This window comes from Enterococcus sp. LJL128 (genome assembly GCF_056924295.1).
Map to the genome: position 1 here is coordinate 225,301 of NZ_JBXPBP010000002.1, position 20,322 is coordinate 245,622.

At 40.4% G+C, this 20,322-nt stretch carries 20 protein-coding genes and 1 other annotated feature; of the genes, 11 read left to right on the forward strand and 9 right to left on the reverse strand.

Going from position 1 to position 20,322, the window contains the following annotated elements:
• Positions 1 to 456: a GNAT family N-acetyltransferase gene (locus AC1Z3K_RS04000; protein WP_461731931.1), complete on the forward strand. Its 456-nt coding sequence runs from the start codon at positions 1 to 3 to the stop codon at positions 454 to 456.
• A gap of 276 nt (positions 457 to 732) precedes the next feature.
• On the opposite strand, the gene AC1Z3K_RS04005 is transcribed toward AC1Z3K_RS04000, so the two are convergent.
• Positions 733 to 1,527: a MurR/RpiR family transcriptional regulator gene (locus AC1Z3K_RS04005; protein WP_426080988.1), complete on the reverse strand. Its 795-nt coding sequence runs from the start codon at positions 1,525 to 1,527 to the stop codon at positions 733 to 735.
• Between the two features lie 162 nt (positions 1,528 to 1,689).
• Between AC1Z3K_RS04005 and AC1Z3K_RS04010 the strand changes: the two genes are divergently transcribed.
• Positions 1,690 to 3,138 carry a glycoside hydrolase family 1 protein gene (locus tag AC1Z3K_RS04010; protein ID WP_461732062.1) on the forward strand — a complete coding sequence of 483 codons (1,449 nt, stop codon included), beginning with the start codon at positions 1,690 to 1,692 and terminating at the stop codon, positions 3,136 to 3,138.
• A gap of 175 nt (positions 3,139 to 3,313) precedes the next feature.
• Here AC1Z3K_RS04010 and fni read toward each other — a convergent pair whose 3' ends face one another.
• The 7 genes from fni to AC1Z3K_RS04045 form a co-directional block, all read right to left on the reverse strand.
• Entirely contained in the window at positions 3,314 to 4,369 is a 1,056-nt protein-coding gene (gene fni / locus AC1Z3K_RS04015) for a type 2 isopentenyl-diphosphate Delta-isomerase (protein WP_461731932.1), read from the reverse strand.
• Positions 4,350 to 5,447 (reverse strand): phosphomevalonate kinase, encoded by a 1,098-nt coding sequence (locus tag AC1Z3K_RS04020; protein WP_461731933.1) that lies wholly within the window; start codon positions 5,445 to 5,447, stop codon positions 4,350 to 4,352. Before AC1Z3K_RS04020 ends, fni begins: the two co-directional genes overlap by 20 nt.
• A complete protein-coding gene (gene mvaD / locus AC1Z3K_RS04025) occupies positions 5,440 to 6,444 on the reverse strand; it encodes a diphosphomevalonate decarboxylase (RefSeq protein WP_461731934.1) in 1,005 nt (334 codons plus the stop codon). The genes AC1Z3K_RS04020 and mvaD overlap by 8 nt, the downstream gene beginning before the upstream one ends.
• Positions 6,441 to 7,382 (reverse strand): mevalonate kinase, encoded by a 942-nt coding sequence (gene mvk / locus AC1Z3K_RS04030; protein ID WP_461731935.1) that lies wholly within the window; start codon positions 7,380 to 7,382, stop codon positions 6,441 to 6,443. The genes mvaD and mvk overlap by 4 nt, the downstream gene beginning before the upstream one ends.
• A gap of 20 nt (positions 7,383 to 7,402) precedes the next feature.
• Positions 7,403 to 8,758, reverse strand: coding sequence for a tripartite tricarboxylate transporter permease (locus AC1Z3K_RS04035; RefSeq protein WP_461731936.1), 1,356 nt, complete (start codon positions 8,756 to 8,758; stop codon positions 7,403 to 7,405).
• 1 nt (position 8,759) lies between these two features.
• Entirely contained in the window at positions 8,760 to 8,981 is a 222-nt protein-coding gene (locus AC1Z3K_RS04040) for a hypothetical protein (protein WP_426080982.1), read from the reverse strand.
• Between the two features lie 226 nt (positions 8,982 to 9,207).
• Entirely contained in the window at positions 9,208 to 9,840 is a 633-nt protein-coding gene (locus AC1Z3K_RS04045; protein WP_461731937.1) for a pentapeptide repeat-containing protein, read from the reverse strand.
• Between the two features lie 478 nt (positions 9,841 to 10,318).
• Between AC1Z3K_RS04045 and AC1Z3K_RS04050 the strand changes: the two genes are divergently transcribed.
• Entirely contained in the window at positions 10,319 to 11,998 is a 1,680-nt protein-coding gene (locus tag AC1Z3K_RS04050) for a peptide ABC transporter substrate-binding protein (protein ID WP_426080980.1), read from the forward strand.
• 76 nt (positions 11,999 to 12,074) lie between these two features.
• On the opposite strand, the gene AC1Z3K_RS04055 is transcribed toward AC1Z3K_RS04050, so the two are convergent.
• The gene (locus AC1Z3K_RS04055) at positions 12,075 to 12,425 is read right to left on the reverse strand and encodes a DUF3899 domain-containing protein (RefSeq protein WP_426080979.1); all 351 of its coding nucleotides are present in this window, start codon (positions 12,423 to 12,425) and stop codon (positions 12,075 to 12,077) included.
• Between the two features lie 87 nt (positions 12,426 to 12,512).
• Here AC1Z3K_RS04055 and opp3b point away from each other — a divergent pair, with 87 nt between their 5' ends.
• The 8 genes from opp3b to rpmI all read left to right on the forward strand — a co-directional run bounded on the left by opp3b (position 12,513) and on the right by rpmI (position 20,170).
• Complete coding sequence (opp3b, locus tag AC1Z3K_RS04060) at positions 12,513 to 13,454, forward strand: oligopeptide ABC transporter permease (RefSeq protein ID WP_426080978.1); 942 nt, start codon at positions 12,513 to 12,515, stop codon at positions 13,452 to 13,454.
• A complete protein-coding gene (gene opp3C / locus AC1Z3K_RS04065; protein ID WP_426080977.1) occupies positions 13,454 to 14,506 on the forward strand; it encodes an oligopeptide ABC transporter permease in 1,053 nt (350 codons plus the stop codon). The genes opp3b and opp3C overlap by 1 nt, the downstream gene beginning before the upstream one ends.
• A gap of 5 nt (positions 14,507 to 14,511) precedes the next feature.
• Entirely contained in the window at positions 14,512 to 15,585 is a 1,074-nt protein-coding gene (locus tag AC1Z3K_RS04070; RefSeq protein WP_426080976.1) for an ABC transporter ATP-binding protein, read from the forward strand.
• Positions 15,575 to 16,534, forward strand: a complete 960-nt coding sequence (locus tag AC1Z3K_RS04075) for an ABC transporter ATP-binding protein (RefSeq protein ID WP_426080975.1) — start codon at positions 15,575 to 15,577, stop codon at positions 16,532 to 16,534. Before AC1Z3K_RS04070 ends, AC1Z3K_RS04075 begins: the two co-directional genes overlap by 11 nt.
• Before the next feature lie 343 nt (positions 16,535 to 16,877).
• On the forward strand, positions 16,878 to 17,987 hold the full coding sequence (locus AC1Z3K_RS04080) for an RNA-guided endonuclease TnpB family protein (protein WP_461731938.1): 1,110 nt from the start codon (positions 16,878 to 16,880) through the stop codon (positions 17,985 to 17,987).
• 246 nt (positions 17,988 to 18,233) lie between these two features.
• Positions 18,234 to 19,037, forward strand: coding sequence for a Cof-type HAD-IIB family hydrolase (locus AC1Z3K_RS04085; RefSeq protein ID WP_461731939.1), 804 nt, complete (start codon positions 18,234 to 18,236; stop codon positions 19,035 to 19,037).
• A 149-nt stretch (positions 19,038 to 19,186) separates the two neighbouring features.
• Positions 19,187 to 19,321: a sequence feature (ribosomal protein L20 leader region), on the forward strand.
• Positions 19,322 to 19,386: 65 nt separating this feature from the next.
• Positions 19,387 to 19,908 (forward strand): translation initiation factor IF-3, encoded by a 522-nt coding sequence (infC, locus tag AC1Z3K_RS04090; RefSeq protein ID WP_426080972.1) that lies wholly within the window; start codon positions 19,387 to 19,389, stop codon positions 19,906 to 19,908.
• A 61-nt stretch (positions 19,909 to 19,969) separates the two neighbouring features.
• Positions 19,970 to 20,170, forward strand: coding sequence for a 50S ribosomal protein L35 (gene rpmI / locus AC1Z3K_RS04095; protein WP_426080971.1), 201 nt, complete (start codon positions 19,970 to 19,972; stop codon positions 20,168 to 20,170).
• The last annotated feature ends 152 nt before the right edge of the window (positions 20,171 to 20,322 follow it).

The following is a 20,322-nucleotide window of genomic DNA, read 5'->3' on the forward strand; positions in this document are numbered from 1 at the left end:
ATGAAAAATGTTCATTTAGAACCCATTAAACAGGAGAATATAGAAGCTGCGTTCCAATTAAACGTGGCAGAAGAGCAGCATAGATATGTTGCACCAATTGAAAAGAGTCTGGCGTATGCTTATGTAAACAGGGATCAAGTGCAGCCCTTTGGTATTTATGCAGAAGAGCAGATGGTCGGCTATGTATTAACAATTTATGATCCTTCCGACGGTATGTACTGTGTCTGGCATATGTTGATTGACTCAGCCCAACAGGGGCAAGGATATGGCTATGAAGGATTGAAGCTGGTGCTGGACTATTTCCGCTCGGAACCATTTGGCAAAGGAACAAGTATTGGACTTTCCTGTCATGAAGAAAATACACAGGCTTTGCAGTTATATCGTAGACTGGGATTCAAAGAGACTGGTGAAAAGGATGATGAAAACGAGCTGACTATGCTCAGGGATTTTAGCTGACTAAATGAGATTCTCAGATAGTTGAACCGTCAATCATCTTGCTTTAGCAGACTATAAATCAAGCAGTTTAGAAAAAATGGAGCCACCCAAAAAGTGTTATACGTTAACTTGTTTTGATAGGCAAAAAATAATAGGTATCGTAGAGTCTGGGAGATAAATAAATTCCCAGACTTTTAGTATACCTAAAATCGAATCAGCGGTGAGGCATAAATAACTCCTGCCAGGCTAAGCAAAATTGATGAGGTTATTTCAGTTATAAAAAGAACTTCTTTTTCCTTAGCTTCCGTATAATGCAGCATATCTTCGGGTAAAATAGTCAAAAAAGAATGTTAAAGGATATGTGCCAATCTGGACATAATTTTCTGTTGTGACATGAATTGTCTGACTAAACTGATTTGTCAGCATATTTTTGGTATTTTGAGTAATGAAAACCGATTTTGCAGGACTTTGACTAATCATTTGAACCAGTTCGGGGGATTTTGTCAGCAGCGTCCCGTATGAAGAAATGACAATAATAACCGATTGTTTATCAAGGGATGTAATCAGCTTCTGCTGCAAATCCTCTGTTTCACCTAAAAAAACAACTTTCTTACTAGATAAAAGTGAAGTTTGTATATCTTTGGCAAGCTCAAGTGTTGCACTATAGCCGATTAAAACAACGGTGGAGGCATTATGAATTTCCTGCAGCAGTTCATCAATGACACGAATATCTATCGTTTGCAAAACATCCTGCACAGCAGTGGTAATCTCTTCACTGTAATTTTTTAGATAGCTTTCGGGCTCTTCCTTCAACAGCTGAAATTGGACGGTATTCATCCGTAATGCGTTGTAGGGAGACAAAGAAATAAGGGCAGTGAGTGCTTTTCTCAATGAGGCAAAGGAATCAAACTGAAAATGGCGGCTAAAGCGAGTCAGCGTTGCCGGAGACACATAGCACTGTTGGGCAATTTCAGAAATTGTCAGTTTTGGTACTTCTTCTGTATGAGTCAATAGATAAAGAATGATTTTTGAATAGCTGGTTTCTCTTTCGTGGGTATTCAAGTAAGTCAGAAAATTATAGATATCAAACATCAGTGAAGCACTCCAATCACAAGTTCATTTTCATCATGGTGAAAATGACGGATAAATTTGAAAATAGAAAGACAAACAGGAAAATCCCGCGAGGTTTTCCTGTGCTATGATAACTAAGATGATTCAATTATACACTAGAACGGAAAAGAAAGGATGAAAACTATGAGTGGGTTTCCTCAAAACTTTTTATGGGGCGGTGCAACAGCTGCCAATCAATTTGAAGGTGCTTTTTTAGAAGATGGAAAAGGCTGGTCAACAGCTGACACAGCTCGCTATATCAAGGAGAATGGAACAGATATTCATGCTATTACTAAGCCAATGACAACAGCTGACGTTAAAGCAGCGATGGCTGATCAGGAAGGCGTGTACCCTAAACGCCATGGGATTGACTTTTATCATCGATACAAAGAAGATATCGCGTTATTTGCAGAAATGGGCTTCAAAACGTTTCGACTGTCTATTTCCTGGCCGCGGATTTTTCCAAATGGTGATGAAGCAGAACCGAACGAAGCCGGTTTGGCTTTTTATGATAGAGTCTTTGATGAACTGTTGAAATACGGAATCGAGCCTTTAGTAACAATCTCTCATTATGAATTTCCATTAGAATTAGCTTTCAAGCAAAATGGTTGGGAAAGTCGGAAAACAATAACTGCTTTTGAAAGATATGCCCGTGTTCTTTTCAATCGTTATAAAGATAAAGTGAAATATTGGCTAACATTTAATGAAATCAATATTATCGGTATGACAGGGTACTTGAGCGGCGGTCTTTTAGCTGATCAGACAGATAATATGTTACAAGCACAGTATCAGGCAGCCCACCATCAGTTTGTGGCTAGTGCACTGGCAGTAAAGGCTTGTCATGAGATTATCCCGGATGCAAAAATCGGTTGTATGCTTGCTAGAATGGAAGCTTACCCTGATACGAGTAATCCGCTTGATGTAATGGAGAGTATCAATAGTGACCATACAAACTTGTTTTATTCAGATGTACAGATTCGCGGTTATTACCCAAGCTATATGAAGAAATTTTTCCGGGACAATCAAATTACTATTAAGAAAGAAGCAGGAGATGATGCTCTGCTTCGCGAAGGAACAGTAGATTATATGTCCTTTAGCTACTATATGAGCAGCATCGCCACTCATGAAAAATCAGCAGATACAGTAGGTGGTAATTTGCTGGGCTCTAAGAAAAATCCATACCTTAAAGCCAGTGACTGGGGTTGGCAGATTGATCCAGTAGGATTACGCATTACAATGCATAAACTATATGACCGCTATCAAATCCCGTTGTTTATCGTTGAAAATGGACTGGGAGCGAAGGATGTTGTTGAGGCAGACGGCAGCATTCATGATTCTTACAGGATTGATTATTTAAGAGATCATATTAAAGAAATGGAAGCAGCCATTGATGAAGGTGTAGAGTTGATGGGCTACACACCTTGGGGCTGTATAGATTTAGTTAGTGCAAGCACTAGTGAAATGTCTAAACGTTACGGTTTTATTTATGTAGATTTGGATGATGAAGGGAACGGCACACTGGCACGCTCGAAAAAAGATTCTTTTGATTGGTACAAGAAGGTTATTTCAAGTAATGGAGCTGATTTAGCATAAGAAAAAGGATTTCGGAATTTTTCCGAAATCCTTTTTTATTGGTAAAGGGAATCTAGACTAGTTGTATTTATAGACTCAGTAATATCAAGAAATAGTAAGGGGGATACTTAGAGAGTGCTTATTTTCGAAGAAGTAGCTTTTGCGTCTACAGTTTCCCTATTCTTGTTCACCAACCTTAAAAGGACGAGCTTCGTTGACTGTAGTATTGGTAAGGAATACCCCGGCTTTCACACCAGTCAATTAGTGAACGGTCAAAAACAAGGTCGGTGGTCGTCAGTTCCTCAGTCGTACGTTTTCCAAGCAAGGTGTAAAGCAGTGTTAATTCTTCCTGCCATTGCCGGACAAGAGCGATAGCAGCATCCAGACCATTACTCATAAGATAAGTAAGAATAGTCCCCGAAATGCCTACGCCTTTAGCACCTAGACTTAGAGCTTTTATGATATCAAGAGAATTTCGAATGCCGCCGGAAGCCAAAATTGTCATTTTATCACGATGACCAGAAGACTCCAATAGAGAAATAACTGTAGACTGTCCCCAGTCGTTTAAGAAACTAAGTTCTCTTTTTTTTCTACGGGCATTTTCAATTTGTGTAAAGCTGGTTCCACCACGGCCGCTGACATCAACAGTTTGAATACCAATCGAAAATAGCTGTGCAAGAGTTTGACTGCTCATACCAAAGCCGACTTCTTTAACCATTAAAGGACAATCAAGCTGCTGATTAATTTCTTCAATCTGCTCAAGCCAGCTGGTAAAATCGCGGTCCCCTTCAGGCATAACTAGTTCCTGGGGGGCATTCAAGTGAATTTGCAGACCATCCGCTTTGAAAAGCTCTACAGCTCTCTTTGCATCGTCTAACGAAGTACCGGCTCCAATATTTGCAAGGATTTTCCCGTTAGGGTTCTCTTTGCGGACAATACTGTAGGAGTCTGACAGAGTCGGATCTTTCAATGCAGCACTGACAGAGCCTGTAGCCACCAACACTCCTGTTTCTCTGGCAATGATTCCTAGCTGCTGATTGATTTTCTTGGTTTTTTCACTCCCGCCAGTCATGGCATTGATATAAAAAGGTAGTGGAAGAGAAAAGCCGAGAAAATGCGTGGTTAAATCTACAGTCTCTGTACTCGCTTCTGGGAGTGAATGATGGACAAATCGTAAACGGTCGAAATCATTCTCTTGTTCTTTATGAAAAGCTTTAGCTAAAGATAAATGTTCATCTTTGCGGTTGTTCATATTCATGACCTCCATAAAAGTAAACATGTAATGGCAGTAAAGTAATTTCCTCTTTCTCCCAAGCACTGACTAAAGGCAGAATACCATTTTTTTGCTTGAAAAGAACAATCCCGCAATCGCCGCCGCCAGCTCCAGAAGATTTCGCTGCTCCGCCGAATTCCTCGGCTAAATCACACAGTTTTCTGAGTGCGGGAGTCTCAATGACTACACCTGTCAGAGAAGTCAGCTGTTGTAAGAGCAACCGGTTCTCTCTAAGAGCCGTCTGAATAGCAGTGAGATTATTTTCCTTGAAGCCTCGAATCATTTTTTCAACGCAGCGTTTGCTGCTGGAGAGAAAGGACTGATAAGAAGCTTCGCGTTCTTTCTTCGAATGATGTACCTGATCGACTAAATCAGAAGTAGAAGCAGGATTGCCTGTCCAGCCAATGAGCAGCCGCAGCTGCTCGGGAACCGGAAGAGGCTCAATCATTAAATTAGGCCATTGCTGATTCAACAGTTTAGAAAGAGAGGCTTGATGACTTTGTTCCCTCACCCAATGATGATCAAATGTAGAAAAAGCAATCCAGCCGCCGTAACAACTGGCGGCAATATCCCCACAGGAGCCGTTCCCCTGAACTTCCAGATGAGCTAATGCGGAAAGCTTGAATATTTCCTCATTAGCCAGCTTCAGCTGATAAAATTGGTTAAGAGCCTTCACTGTAGCTACAGTAACAGCACCGCTTGATCCCAGTCCATATTTTCTACCGCTGGCGCTGTCTAGCTCGCTGGTTACTTTTAGGTGGTAAAACGATAGTGAACGCTGTTGTTCCTGAGCATATTTTTCTGTTAAACGGATAGCTGCAAGAATATAGTGAAAGGGGTTCTCCCGAGTATCTAAAACCAGCTCGTTATCCTTTCTAGTCCAGCGCACAGGAATTGAACGATATTGTTCCGACTGAATGCTGCCATTCTCCGTTGACTCTTCCAGGCGAACGGTAACAAACTGATCAACCGCCACAATAACTGCTGGATGACCAGGTTCTACTACAGCATATTCTCCAGAAATAAATAACTTTCCGGGAGCAGATACTTCAATCATTGTCCATCAACCTTTCCGGTTTAAGTATTTCCAAACCAGGACCGGTATTGGCTAAAATCAACTGTTTTTCATTAAAATGCTCAGAAAAGAAATGATAAAGCTTTTCCTGATCCTTCTTCTGAACAAGTACTTTAACATTTGGTCCGGCATCCATTGTAAAGTAGCAAGGGATGCCCTGCATCCGGCAGCTTCTAACCAGATTCATCGCTTTGAGAGAATCTGGTGACCAGTAAGTAAAGGGAGGGACAGCACCTAGTGTTGTACCGTGCATCCTAAGCGCATTTGATTCAGCGACTTCACCTAGTGCGCTGAAATTATTTTCTGCAATCGCCTGTTTAGCCAGCTCCAAATCGTCAGCTGCCCCTGTTAGCCAGCCTTGATAAAAAATCGAGGTATCAACCGTTCGCTTCATTCCATCACGGCTGGAAACATCCTTTTGTGTGTCATTTACAAGAATAAACAGCATAGACAGTTCATTTTCCCACGAAGAAGCAGGAACTTGAACTGCGAAAGAGGTATCATCTGAATCACCTTTCCGCCATTCAGCAAATCCGCCGAAGATACTGCGGCAGGCGGAACCCGAACCTCTTCTTGCCAGCTTAGAAAGCTCTTGAGGAGATAGCTCCAAGGATAGAGCAGCGCTGCAGGCACCTGCTAAAGCTGCCAGACCACTTGCAGATGATGCTAAACCAGCCGCTGTAGGAACAAAATTACGGCTGTCGACTGAAGCATAGTGGCTGATAGAGTATTTCTTTCTAAAAATTGTCAAAAATTTACTGATTTTTTTTGTCTGCTCTTTATTTTGAAGACGATCATTTAAATAGAAGCAATCCTGTGAAAGGGCGGAGTCAAAGGTGACCTCTGTTTCTGTATAAAAAGCGTCCAATGTTAGGGATAGACTGCTGTTCATAGGTAGAATCAGCTGCTCATCTTTTTTCCCCCAGTACTTAATCAGGGCGATATTTGTATAGGCCCGTGCTTTTCCAATGTGTTTCATGCTAGATCCCCCAGTGTCTGTATCCAGGTATTTACAGCGCCATGCTGCTTCATTGCCGTAGCAATCTTTTCTGCAATAATTGGTGTCTCCGCTAGAGCGATAACACAGCCTCCGCGTCCGCCGCCAGTCAACTTGGCTCCAAGTGCCCCTTGTTTATGAGCAGCTTCCAGCAGCCGGTCAATCATTGGGTGGCTGACAGTCAAATCAGCCAACAACATTTGAGCTTGGTTCATAATAGTGCCAAGCCTGCGAACGTCATTAGCTAAAATTGCTTCTTTCGCTTCAATTGTCAGCTCTCCCAGCTGCTGAATTTTTGGGCTGATTTTTGCTTTATTAGTATCAAAGAGATGAGCGACGTCTTTGACAGCTTCTCTTGTCTGCCCTTTGATGCCAGTGTCTGCGACAATCAGGTAGGCATTTTCCAGCTTCATAGGAAAGGTTTCAAGCTCGCTACCCTTGACAAAAAACAGTGGCTGGGAGCCGCTGGTGGCGGCTCCGTCAATCCCGCTGGGATTCCCATGAGCAATTTTTTCCGCCCGATTAACTAAAACAGTTAGTTCCGCTTTGGTATAGCTATAGCTGTAGTAGTCAAACAAGCTGCGAATCACAGAAACTGCAACTGCGGCACTTGAGCCCATACCTCTTTCTGGTGGAATTGTACTATCTATAGTAAAAGTAAAAGACTCAGCTTTTTTTAAGTAATTTAGTGTTTGATAAATGCTTTCTTTAATATTTTTCAGTTTTGCCGGTGCATCCGCCAGCAGTCCTTTATAATAAGTGCAGTCAATTGTCATTTCTTTTGCAGGAACTGCTGTAGTTGTTACCTGCGCCGCTTGGAAGGGAAATGCAACAGCTGGTTCGCCATAGACGACAGAATGCTCGCCAATCAAAATGATTTTTCCAGTTGCATGACCTGTTCCGCTCGTTAGCTTATTCATTTATAAAAAACTTCCTTTATCTAAAATATCAAATGTGAGGTAATCCATGGTGCCGCATAGAGAATCATGAACTGGACACCATAGTTGACGCCCATCTTGTTTAACGTCCCACAGACAATCCCAACTAAAAGAACACCGAATATATTAACAAGTCCTGCATCCATAAAAGCCAACAGCAGGATAAAGCCGATGAATAATCCTAAAATTGCTTCATGAGGGATTTTCTTTAAAACAAAAGCAGTCATCTGCTGGGCGTAGTTCATTGCGATGAAATAGGTAATAACAGAAGCAATTACGGCAGCAAAAAGAATCGCAAAAACAAACTCTCCCTTTGTAAGCAGATGATGAATGTTTCTATCCAAAGTAAAGACTGGCGGGGCATTAAATAATGCATTTGCTGGTCCTACTGCAACTGGCGACAAAGGAATACCCAAGGCAATTAAAGGAATGATTACACCTGAAAGATACGTTGCATGAGATAAAGCACTCATCGAAGTAATTGCCATACTGGCTTTTTTTACAGGATCTTTTTCCTTGTTAGCAGCGATTTCTCCAAATAGAATGGTCAGACCCACTGGGCTTAGAAAGAACAGGAAGTTAGACAATAGAGAAACAACAGCACTTGTACCAGCTTCTTTTTTTGTAATTGTCTTAAGAGGATGCTTCAATGCAGCTTCTTCATCCACATGCTTAATGGTTATCTTCTTTTTAGCGTATTTCGGTAAGGCTGCCCGTTTTTGCTCATTTAATAGACCAAGCAGGGAGACGATCAGCGGTCCGATAGTAATACCTAAAAAGAAAGAAGTGGTAACGGTTTTTTCCTGTGGAACTGCACCAATTCCCCAATAAAGATAGCGCAAACCTTGAAATAGTAATGCCAGAGGAATAATGCTGATTAGAGCAAATAATTTATTTTTTCCGATAAGAGCTAAAAAAACAGCGCCAAACACGAATAGAAGTGCGGCATAGGATTTTACAGATTCGGAAAAAGGCGCAAGAATATTTGCCAGCAGCAAACTGACTGGAATAGCAATTACTGTTCCAATAATAGAGCCGGTTGCCATTTTTTTAATACTGGTAGCAGCCATTCCCTGATTTTTTAGAAAAAGTGCATGCTCAATCATTGGAGTGGACATTACACCACCCGGCAGTCCAACTAAAGCAGTCGGAATTGCATTCATCAGGTTTAGAGTCACGATTGCAGCGATAAAAAAAGTTAAGACTACGATAGGTTGTACCCCTGAAAGAACAAGGGCTAAGGTCACCGGCATTAAGACAGAAGTTTCATCTGTACCAGGAACAAAACCTATAAATGTATAGAGAACGACTGCTCCAAGAACTGCCAGCAGCATTTGAAGTAAGAGAGAAGCATCCATACTAATTTTCCTCCTCCACTATGCGCTTTGGCTTAATTAAAAAAGTCGATAGGAGGAAGCCCAGTACCGCACCGCCAAGACCGAAAAATAGTTGTTTTGTCTGGTCAGCAGCAGGGGCCAGGAAATAGCCGCCCATAGTTAAGCCGCTGCAGATTAGAACGGAAAGAATCAAGTCGCTGATTTTTACCAGATCTCCCCAAATCTCAATAAATTCTTTTTTCACTTTTTTCTCCTTTCGATAACCATAACAAAGGAAGTGTCTAAAAAATACAGACTTCGTTAAGAACCACTATCCTAAATTATTTAATCAGGCTGCTTACAAACTTGTAAGGTCAACCTTCATTAGTTTATCGAAAAAGGAATAGCAAGTAAAATTCTTACGCTCATTTCTAAAGAAAACGTTAAGCTGTTTTCTTCCTATATAAATGCTGCGTTGGTTTTATGGCAAGCTATTTAATTTTTACACCTAATGTTCCGGCAATAACTAAAGCCTGTTCGGCATTAATTATCAGTCCACGAATCGATTCTGGTGAAAAAGCAATGGCATCGAAACGGTTTTCCGACAAATCAAGCTTATTCAGCTTAGTATGGAACCATTGGCTTTGTGTTAGTTCACAGTCTGTCAGCTTTAAATGCTGCCAGTCAACTTCAGTAAAGTCACTTTGATTCAGACGATTCTTTTCAAAATGGGTAACTTTTAAGGTTGAGGCAGCAAAAGAAGCATAATCCAGCATGCAGTCGTCAAACAGACAGTCTTTAAAATAGCCTTCAGCAAAATTAATACCAGTTAGTTTGCACCCTCTAAACTCTACCTGATGGAAGCTCGACCCTATCCAGTCGGCATTTGAAAAATCACAGTTTTCAAAGACAACATTTACACATTCAAAATGTCGAAGTCGGCTGCCGGGAAGCAGCAGCTTTTTAAAATGACATTCTTTGAAAAAAAGGTGATGAAAATCAATCTCTGTTAACAATTGATTCTCAATAAAAGACGCTTCAACAATGCCTTCATCTTCTAGCTCAAGGTCGTGGCGTGGCAGCTTTGCCGGCAAAACTGGCAAAATTCGTTTCTTTTCTTTCATATTTGAACCTTCTTTCGAAAATAATTGTCTTTCTATTATATACTAAAATTATTTTTCTCATGGAACAGGAAAAAAGCCGTTGAAAAGGTTTCTAAGAATAAGATGAGTGAATAATAAGAGGGAGGGAGTTTATTGTCGACAGCAAGAAAAAAGTATTAAAAGTCATTTTTTTAGGGAAATATGCTGAAATACGAAAAAAATTAAAGGAATGAACGGTAATTTTCGATAGATGCGATAGAAAAGACAATAATTTATACTATCATTCGGGTTATTGGAAATAAGAAGGCTGAATAATATACGATAAAAAGTAAGTAAATAATAGCTGGAAGTATCACGTTTTTATAATTATTAGGAGAGAATAAGATTTTTCTTGATTTTTTAATGTTATGCGGGTAAACTATACCTCATAGCAATAAATAATTATTAAATTCTGAGTTTTCAGAAAAATGAGAACAGAATTTTCTAGGAGGACATGGGAATGAAGTTTAAAAAGTCATTTGCTTTAGGGACAGTAACTTTACTTAGCGCAGCAGTACTTACTGCGTGTGGCGGCGGTGGAACAACAGACGACTCTAAGTCTGCAGATTCATCATCAAAGGGTACAGCAAGCGGAGAACAAATCTATCGTGTGATTGAGCAGCAAGAAATGCCAAGTGCCGATTTATCTATCGCAACAGACGTAATTAGTTTTACTGCATTGAATAATGTATATGAAGGTATTTACCGGTTAGATTTAGATAATAAAGTTATTACAGCAGGTGCAGCAGAAATGGCTGAAGTCAGCGAAGATGGAACAGTTTACAAAGTGAAGCTGAATGAAGACTCAAAATGGACTGATGGCGAACCTGTAAAAGCAGAAGACTATGTATATGGCTGGCAACGTACGGTTGATCCGGCAACAGCTTCAGAATACGGCTATATGTTTGGTGCTGTTAAAAACGGAACTAAAATTGCTGAAGGTGATGCAAAACCTGAAGAACTGGGTATCAAAGCAGTTGGTGATTACGAGCTTGAGATTACATTAGAGCAAGCAACACCTTACTTTGACTATCTGTTAGCATTCCCATCATTCTTCCCACAAAGAAAAGACATCGTGGAAGAGTATGGCAAAGAGTACGCAACAACTAGCGATAAAGCAGTTTATAACGGACCTTTCGTATTAGATGGATTTGATGGACCAGGTACTGATACAGAATGGTCTTACAAGAAAAATGCAGACTACTGGGATGCAGACACTGTTAAGCTGGACGAAGTAAAAGTAAGTGTTGTTAAAGAAGCACCTACTTCATTAAACTTATTCCAAGATGGACAAGCTGATGATGTTATCTTGACTGGTGAGCTTGCACAGCAAATGGCAAGTGATCCTGAATATGTTATCCAAAAAGAAGCAAGTACACAATACATGGAGTTCAACCAAAGAGATGCGGATTCTCCATTCAAAAATGAAAACCTGAGAAAAGCGATTTCTTATTCAATCGACCGTGATGCATTGGTTAACCAAATCCTAGGTGACGGATCAGTTGCTCCTCAAGGATTGGTTCCAGCAGACATGTCTCATAACCCTGATACTGATGCTGACTTCGTTAAGGATGCAGGCGTGGAAATTGAATTTGATCAAGATAAAGCAAAAGAATATTGGGAAAAAGCGAAGAAAGAATTAGGGATTACTTCATTCGAGTTTGACATCCTTTCTTCTGATACTGATTCTTCTAAGAAAGTAACTGAATACATTCAGGGTGCTGTTACAGAAGCCTTGGACGGCGTGAAAGTAACATTAAGTCCAGTACCATTCTCTGTACGTCTTGACCGTTCAAACAAAGGCGACTTTGATGTAGTATTAAGCGGATGGGGCGCTGACTATGTTGATCCAAGTAGTTTCCTTGATTTGTTTATCACAGACAACTCATATAACCGTGGACGCTATAGCAATACAGAGTATGACAAATATGTGAACTCTGCTGCAACAACAAATGCCAACAATCCTGAAAAACGTTGGGATGACATGGTGAATGCAGAGAAGATTATCACTGGCGAGCTAGGTGTTATGCCAATTTACCAAAAAGCAGAAGGACACATGAGAGCTGCGAAAGTGAAAGATGTTGGCTTCCACCCTGCTGGAGCGCAATATGATTACAAATGGACATACATTTCAGAATAATCTGAAATGACCCGTTCATAGCAAAAGGACCCTTGCCATTTTTAGGAAAAGGCAACGGTCCTCTTGCTATCTTTGCTTAGAAAAAGTAAAATAGTAAGGAAACAATAGCTGGAATCAGCAGAAATCCTCCGGTAACGAGCCAGAAATACCGATGGGCAATGCCGATTTCTGAAAACGGGATGAATTCTTTCGGCTCGTTTTTCTTTCTTAAATGAAACGCGTTTTTCATAAAACGCTGAAAGTTATCAAAAAAGCCAGAGGACATAGTCCAAAGTGCGATTCCGATAATGAGAAAGAAAAGAGAGACGATAAAGAAGGAGTCCGATATTGATTGGGCAGTAACTGATTTTTTAGTTAAAAATAAATAGATAAATATACCAAAACTGGAAATGAGGAAAGTGGCAAATGGCCATTTTAAATTTTTCATGGGTTCATCCTTGTCTATATTAGTTTTATTGTCTATACTTTATCGAAAACAGCTGTTGAAGTCAAAATAATTTCGGAGGTGTCATTCTTGAACAGTTTTGGGAAGTATTTTCTTAAACGTGTCTTTTTCATGATAATCACATTGTGGTTAATCGCAACGATTACGTTTTTCTTAATGCAATTATTACCAGGTACTCCATATACCAACCAAGAAAAACTTAGTCCAGAAACCATTGCCATGTTGAACAAACAATCAGGACTGGATAAGCCGGTTCTCGTTCAATACGGAATCTATTTGAAAAACCTTGTAGTCGGTGATTTTGGGATTTCATTCCAATTTAAAAATCAGCCGGTAGCTAAATTATTAGTAAACCGGATTGGACCTTCAGTACAACTGGGGGGACAAGCCATTCTATTCGGAACATTAGTCGGTATTTTACTCGGTGTTATTGCAGCAATGCGTCAAAATACTTGGGTAGATACATTAGCGACTTTAATGGCCATCTTAGGCCGTTCAATTCCGAACTTCGTCTTTGCCGTACTGCTTCAATATGTATTTGCAATGAAGCTGGGCTGGCTGCCAATCGCAAAATGGGAAACCTTTGCGTCTACGATTTTACCGACACTTGCCTTAGCAATGAGTCCATTGGCTGACTCGGCCAGGTTTATTCGAACCGAAATGGTAGAGGTTCTTCATAGTGACTATGTAGAACTGGCGAGAGCAAAAGGGTTGAGCCGCTGGCAAGTAGCATTTAGACATGGATTAAGAAATAGTTTAATCCCATTGATTACATTATTAGGACCTTTAGCTGTCGGTTTGATGACAGGGTCGCTGGTTGTAGAGAACATTTTTGCAATACCGGGTATCGGTGAGCAGTTTGTTAAATCGATTATGACCAATGACTATCCAACAATTATGGCCGTAACAATTCTTTATTCTACAATGCTGGTTATTGTTATTCTTGTTGTTGACTTGCTTTATGGATTAATCGATCCAAGAATCCGTGTTTCAGGAGGTGACCGTAGCTAATGGAAACAATCAAAAGAAATGCAGTACCGGAATCAGTAAGCGGGATTCCTTCTGGAGAGTTTGAGCTTTTAGATGCGTCGACTTCCAAAGAAAGAGAACGAATTGCTGCGCCGTCGTTAAACTTTATTCAAGATTCATGGCGTCGTCTAAAGAAAAATAAAGCCGCTGTTATCTCAATGGTTATCTTGATTATAATCATCTTAATTTCAATCGGTTCTATCTGGATTTCCCCACAGGATCCGACAAAACAGAATGTGGCTTATATTAACCTGCCGCCGAAAATTCCAGGTTTGGAAAGTGTTGACGGTCTGAATGGTAAAGCCGTTGTAGCAGGTAAAATTGTTGATAAATATGAACAAGCAAAAGTTCCCGAAAATCTGAATTTCTATCTTGGAACTGATGGCTTGGGACGGGATGTTTTAAGCCGTCTGCTGATGGGAACACGAGTATCATTGCTGATTGCTTTCATCGCTGCTATTCTCGATATTACTATCGGGGTAACATATGGTCTGATATCGGGACTGTTTGGCGGCCGAGTAGATACTGTAATGCAGCGGATATTAGAAATTCTATCTGGTATCCCAAATCTGGTTGTAATGATTCTGATGCTGACAGTTTTTGATCCGGGAATTCTTTCCATTGTATTAGCGATGGTTGTAACGAACTGGATATCCATGGCCAGGATTGTCCGAGCCCAGACCTTGAAATTGAAGGATCAGGAATTTGTATTGGCTGCACAGACTTTAGGGGAATCCCGTCTGAAAATTGCAGTTAAACACATCCTGCCTAATATTTCAAGTATCATCATTGTGCAAATGATGTTTAGTATTCCGTCTGCTATTTTCTTCGAAGCCTTTCTGAGTTTCATTGGATTGGGCTTGAGACCGCCAACCGCTTCACTAGGTACACTGTTGAATGAAGGGTACAAAACGTTCCGCTTCCTGCCGTACCTGATGTGGATTCCGGCAGCAACACTATCTGTGATTATGATTTGTTTCAATTTACTGGCTGACGGTTTGCGTGACGCCTTAGATCCTAAGATGAAAGAGTAGAGTGAATGACTATGGAAAAAGTATTAGAAGTAAAAGATTTACACATCTCTTTTGATACATTCGCAGGAAAAGTTAAAGCTATTCGCGGCGTGAACTTTGACCTCCATAAAGGTGAGACACTAGCAATTGTTGGTGAATCAGGAAGTGGTAAGTCAGTAACGACAAGAACAATCATGCGCCTGCTGAGCAGTAATGCGAATATCGACAGTGGTGAAATCCTGTTCAAAGGATCAGATATTGTCCATAAAACAGAAAAAGAGATGCAGAAAATTAGAGGAAAAGAAATTGCAATGATCTTTCAGGATCCAATGACTTCTTTAGATCCGACAATGCCTATCGGCAGACAAGTTGCAGAGTCTTTGATTAAACATAATAAAGTATCAAAAGCTGAGGGCTTAGCTCAGGCATTGGAACTGCTTAAATTAGTAGGGATTCCTAATGCTGAAAAACGACTGAAAAACTACCCTCACCAGTTTTCAGGCGGGCAGCGCCAGCGGATTGTTATTGCAATTGCGTTGATTTGTTACCCGGAAGTCCTGATTGCAGATGAACCGACAACAGCTCTTGATGTAACTATTCAAGCGCAAATTCTTGAATTATTAAAAGATTTGCAGCAAAAAATCAGCACCTCAATCATTTTTATTACCCATGACTTAGGGGTGGTAGCAAATGTAGCTGACCGTGTAGCTGTTATGTACGGCGGTCGAATTATTGAAGTAGGTACCTCTGAAGAAATTTTCTACAATCCGCAGCACCCATATACCTGGGGATTGCTAGGCTCTATGCCGACTCTTGAAGGAACAGAGGATAAGCTGTATGCAATTCCAGGTTCACCTCCGGATTTACTGGACCCTCCAAAGGGAGATGCCTTCTATCCGCGGAATGAATTTGCGTTGAAAATTGATGCTGAGCAGGAGCCGCCATATTTTGAGGTTTCTCCAACGCATAAAGCAGCAACATGGCTGTTGGCACCGCAAGCGCCGAAAGTAACACCTCCGGCAGAAATTGAAAGACGCTGGGCTATCTATAAAGAGCGTCATAAAGAATCTGAAACAGGAGGGCTGAACAGTGAATCTTGAGAAACGTAAAAAACTGTTAGACGTTAAAGGATTAAAGCAGTATTTTAATATTGGACGTCCTGATGAAGTAAAAGCGGTTGACGATGTCAGCTTTCATATTTATGAAGGAGAAACGTTTGGACTGGTAGGAGAATCAGGAAGTGGTAAATCAACTACTGGACGAAGCGTAATCCGTTTATACAACCCAACCGGCGGAGAAATTATCTTCGATGGGGAAAATATTGCAGACATTCGTTCAAAAGAGAAGATGCAGTCCTTCCGCAGAGAAGTTCAAATGATTTTCCAGGATCCATATGCATCTCTTAATCCCAGAATGAAGGTTAATGATATTATTGCTGAAGGTATTGATATCAATAATTTGGCTAAAAATGATAAAGAACGCACAGAAAAAGTTGAAGAGCTGTTAAAAGTTGTAGGACTTGATCCAAGTCATGCTTCTCGTTATCCTCATGAGTTTTCAGGTGGACAGCGTCAGCGGATTGGTATCGCTCGTGCTTTAGCAGTAGATCCAAAATTCATTATCTGTGACGAACCAATTTCTGCCTTGGATGTATCGATTCAGGCACAGGTTGTAAACTTGCTGCAGGATTTACAAAAAGAAGCGGGATTAACTTACCTGTTTATTGCTCATGACCTTTCTATGGTAAAACACATCAGTGACCGTATTGGGGTTATGCATAGCGGTAAACTGCTGGAAATGGGTTCAAGTGATGACATTTATAATTTTGGTGTTCATCCATATACAGAAAGTCTGCTTTCTGCAATTCCGCTTCCGGATCCAGATTATGAGCGGTCACGTAAACGGATTGTTTACACACCGCAGAAAGAAGATGGAAAAGATCGTCAGCTGCGTGAAGTGGCTCCGGAGCACTACGTATATTGTTCAGAAGATGAAGTGGAACAATTCCGTGAAAAAATTGCAACCAAAAAAGCTCAGGCACGCCGTTAATCGGTATAGTTAGTGAGTCAATAATCTGGAGAAACGGATGGATGTGGGTCTGTTTCTTCAGATTTACTAATAGATAATTGCTGAAAACGGACAATACTAATTTTAGAAATAGAGAGATTCAGCCTATTTTCAAAATTGCTGTTTTTGTTTCAGCTATTGTTTGTATCTAAAGATGAAAAGGGAGTGGGCATTTGGTTGTCCCACTTACTTTTATATTCGGGCTTAATAAAGGAAAAAATGAAGAAGTGGTCTGACCAGGTGTTTATTAAGCAGCGGCCGCAACCAATGAAACAACTATAGCATGCGGATCGGTGTCGGACTGTTCGAACAGGACGGTGGACTGGTGAAGGTACTAAAAGCGTATAAATACAGAATTTATCCCACGCCGCCTCAAATCGATTTTTTTGAAAAAACTTTTTCTTGTGTCTGTATGGTTCATAACTTGCTGCTGCAGGATAGGATTCATTTTTACAAAGAATCAAAAACTGGGAATGGGAGTAAGTTCCAGAAAATTCCTACACCGGCAAAATATAAAAAACGATATCCATTGCTGAAGGAAGTGGACAGCTTAGCCTTGGCTAATGCTCAGATACATTTGGAAAGAACACTGAAGCAGTATTATAATGGAAAAAATATCGGTTTTCCCAAACTGAAAACTAAAAAAAATCCTGTGACCTCCTATACAACGAATAATCAAAATGGAACCATAAAATTTGTTGCTTTAAATTATTTGAAAATTCCAAAATTAAAGTCGTTGATAAAAGTGAAGGTTCACAGAGAGTTAAAGGGAAAAATAAAATCAGCAACAATTTCACGGTCAACCAGTGGAAAATACTTTGTATCAATCTTATGCGAGGAAACTATTGCCTGCAAAGAGAAAACTAATCAAGCTGTAGGAATCAGTCTAGGCTGTTCTCATTTTGCTGTCTTATCAAATGGGAAAAAAATAGATAATGATCAGCTGACAGAAGAAATCGAACGGAAAATTCGACGTGAGGAAAAGAAACTAGTCAGGAAAAAGAATCTGGCAGTTGCAAGAGGGCTGGATTTATTAAAGCAGAAGAACTATCTAAAGCAGAAAATAAAGGTTGCTAAGTTAAGAGAGAAGCTTTTGAATCAGCGTCATGATTTCCTCAATAAGGTTACGACAGAGCTGATTAACCAATATGACTTTATTTGTGTAGAGGATATTCATAAAGAAGATTTCTGCCGTAATGATAAGCTGAATAAACGAGTTTCTGATGTGTCATGGTCTTTATTTGTGTCCAAGCTTGAATACAAAGCATTGTGGCATGAAAAGCAATTGCTGAAGCTCAAAAAAAACGGGGAAGCAGTCACATCTAGTGAAACAATCAATCCTCATCTGATTTGTGATATTGATGAGGAGCGGGGTCTAGCAGACAGGGAGACTGCGGCCAGTATTCAGCTGTTGCGGCAGGGCTTGAGGAAATAAGTATGAAAAACTGTAGGGACTACAGGGTTAGCCCAGGGCATATAAGGTAGCAAAGACCTCTTTCTGGGAAGCTTTTGATTGGATTCAAGGCAGTTCACTAATTATTAAATGGGATATAGTCACTCATCTTTGGTAAAGGCTAAAGATGAGTTTTTTGTTATAAGAAAGAGTAATTTCAGGTGCTGAACATGATACAATAGATGAGAGCGGATTATTTGCTAAACATATTGGAGGTAGAGAATAATTATGACAGTTAAAATGATAGCAGTAGATATGGATGGAACGTTTTTGAATAGCATGCAGGATTATGATAGGGAACACTTTGCTGAGCTGTATAAAAAAATGAAGGAGCAAGGCATACGGTTCGTTGTTGCCAGCGGGAATCAATATTACCAGCTGAAATCTTTTTTTCCTGAGATTGAAAAGGAATTGTCCTTCGTTGCAGAAAATGGCGCATATGTAGTTAGTGAGAATCAGGAAATTTTCTATGGTGAAATGATGCAGGAAACAGTTGATGATGTGCTGGATGTACTTTATCATTTTAACGGCGCTCATACAATTCTTTGCGGGAGAACTAGCGCCTATGTTAGAGAGGATGAATCTGAAAGCTTTGTAGCCTATGGCAGTAAATACTATCATCGTTTGAAAAAGGTGCCGGATTTAAAAAAAGTAGAAAATGATGTATTTTTTAAGTTTGCGTTGAGTTTTCCAGTTGGTCAGGTTGAACAAGCAGTTGAAGAGTTGGAACAAGTGCTGGAGGGGAGATTAGTCCCTGTATCCAGTGGTCATGAGGATGTGGACTTGATTATTCAAGGCACGCACAAAGCCAGCGGACTTGAACGGCTGCAGCAGCTGTGGGGCATCAAGGCCGAAGAAATTGCCGCCTTTGGCGACAGCGGTAATGATATTGAAATGCTGAAGCACGCAGGCTATAGTTTTGCGATGGCCAACGCACATCCCAAAGTAAAGGAAGCGGCAAAAGAAGTAATTCTTTCAAACGATGAAAGCGGCGTGCTGAAAAAAATTGAAGAGCTGCTTGCAGCAAATTAATTTCCGATAGAATCAAAGCATGAGATAAATACTACTCAAAGAAAAAAGAGTGATAAACATTTGTTTGCATGTTTTATGTGGTTGCTGTGATTTTTACAAAGTAGTTATTGACAAGTTGAGGACTATCGTATATACTATTGAAGTTGAGAAAATAAAAGCAGAAGCACCCGCTTCTCGCCTTAGTTGAGAACATCACTGGGCTAGATAAGAGGATTCCTTATATCAGTTAGGATATGAGTCAGACTTTACGCGGGTTCTTATGGAGCCCGCTTTTTTATGCGATTATCTGCTGACTTAAGGAAATGATAAAGCTTTCCGCTATACTTTCTCTTAAAAAACTTGGAGGTGAATGACCATAGCAAAGGATATGATGGTGAACGACGGCATTCGTGCACGTGAGTTACGTTTGATCGGGCAAGATGGGGAACAATTAGGTGTAAAGACAAAGTCAGAAGCGCTGCAAATCGCTGAAACTGCAAACCTAGACCTAGTCCTTGTTGCACCAGGCGCTAAACCACCTGTGGCACGAATCATGGATTACGGAAAGTTCCGTTTTGAACAGCAGAAGAAAGAGCGCGAAGCTCGTAAAAAGCAAAAAGTGATCAGCGTAAAAGAAGTTCGTTTAAGTCCGACTATTGATGTCAATGACTTTAACACAAAACTTCGTAATGCACGTAAGTTTTTGGAAAAGGGAGACAAAGTGAAAGCTTCGATCCGTTTTAAAGGCCGTGCCATTACCCATAAAGAGATTGGTCAAAAAGTTCTTGATCGCCTGGCTGAAGAAACTGCAGATATTGCTACAGTGGAACAGAAAGCGAAAATGGATGGACGCAGCATGTTTCTAACGCTGGCACCTAAAAACGACAAGTAATTTGAGAAATATCGATGGATTTGTTCGAGAGAGCAAAAGATTTTGAGGAGGAAAATTAGTCATGCCAAAACAAAAAACACACCGCGGATCAGCAAAACGTTTCAAACGTACTGGTAAGGGCGGATTGAAAAGATTCCGTGCGTTTACAAGTCACCGTTTCCACGGCAAAACAAAAAAACAACGTCGTCAATTACGTAAAGCAGGAATGGTATCAGCAGGCGATTTCAAACGTATTCGCCAACAGTTAGCAGGGATGAAATAAATCGAGGTCGTGATAAAAGCGATTAGCTCTGAGAAATAAGCCAGTACAGCATATTTCCGAAAGAGCTGCTTTAGGAACACCGTTCATTTAAACTTTAAAAAGTTTAAAAGGCTGAACTTGATTTTCTAACCAGCCAATTCTTGTAACGAAAA

Excerpts from the sequence above, each read along its gene's own strand:
- fni (WP_461731932.1), bottom strand. The coding sequence starts at position 4,369 with ATGAACAACCGCAAAGATGAACATTTATCTTTAGCTAAAGCTTTTCAT.
- infC (WP_426080972.1), top strand. The coding sequence starts at position 19,387 with ATGACCATAGCAAAGGATATGATGGTGAACGACGGCATTCGTGCACGT.
- AC1Z3K_RS04045 (WP_461731937.1), bottom strand. The coding sequence starts at position 9,840 with ATGAAAGAAAAGAAACGAATTTTGCCAGTTTTGCCGGCAAAGCTGCCA.
- AC1Z3K_RS04000 (WP_461731931.1), top strand. The coding sequence starts at position 1 with ATGAAAAATGTTCATTTAGAACCCATTAAACAGGAGAATATAGAAGCT.
- mvk (WP_461731935.1), bottom strand. The coding sequence starts at position 7,382 with ATGAATAAGCTAACGAGCGGAACAGGTCATGCAACTGGAAAAATCATT.
- AC1Z3K_RS04050 (WP_426080980.1), top strand. The coding sequence starts at position 10,319 with ATGAAGTTTAAAAAGTCATTTGCTTTAGGGACAGTAACTTTACTTAGC.
- AC1Z3K_RS04005 (WP_426080988.1), bottom strand. The coding sequence starts at position 1,527 with ATGTTTGATATCTATAATTTTCTGACTTACTTGAATACCCACGAAAGA.
- AC1Z3K_RS04070 (WP_426080976.1), top strand. The coding sequence starts at position 14,512 with ATGACTATGGAAAAAGTATTAGAAGTAAAAGATTTACACATCTCTTTT.
- mvaD (WP_461731934.1), bottom strand. The coding sequence starts at position 6,444 with ATGAAACACATTGGAAAAGCACGGGCCTATACAAATATCGCCCTGATT.
- AC1Z3K_RS04020 (WP_461731933.1), bottom strand. The coding sequence starts at position 5,447 with ATGATTGAAGTATCTGCTCCCGGAAAGTTATTTATTTCTGGAGAATAT.
- rpmI (WP_426080971.1), top strand. The coding sequence starts at position 19,970 with ATGCCAAAACAAAAAACACACCGCGGATCAGCAAAACGTTTCAAACGT.
- AC1Z3K_RS04055 (WP_426080979.1), bottom strand. The coding sequence starts at position 12,425 with ATGAAAAATTTAAAATGGCCATTTGCCACTTTCCTCATTTCCAGTTTT.
- opp3C (WP_426080977.1), top strand. The coding sequence starts at position 13,454 with ATGGAAACAATCAAAAGAAATGCAGTACCGGAATCAGTAAGCGGGATT.
- AC1Z3K_RS04085 (WP_461731939.1), top strand. The coding sequence starts at position 18,234 with ATGACAGTTAAAATGATAGCAGTAGATATGGATGGAACGTTTTTGAAT.
- AC1Z3K_RS04035 (WP_461731936.1), bottom strand. The coding sequence starts at position 8,758 with ATGGATGCTTCTCTCTTACTTCAAATGCTGCTGGCAGTTCTTGGAGCA.
- AC1Z3K_RS04010 (WP_461732062.1), top strand. The coding sequence starts at position 1,690 with ATGAGTGGGTTTCCTCAAAACTTTTTATGGGGCGGTGCAACAGCTGCC.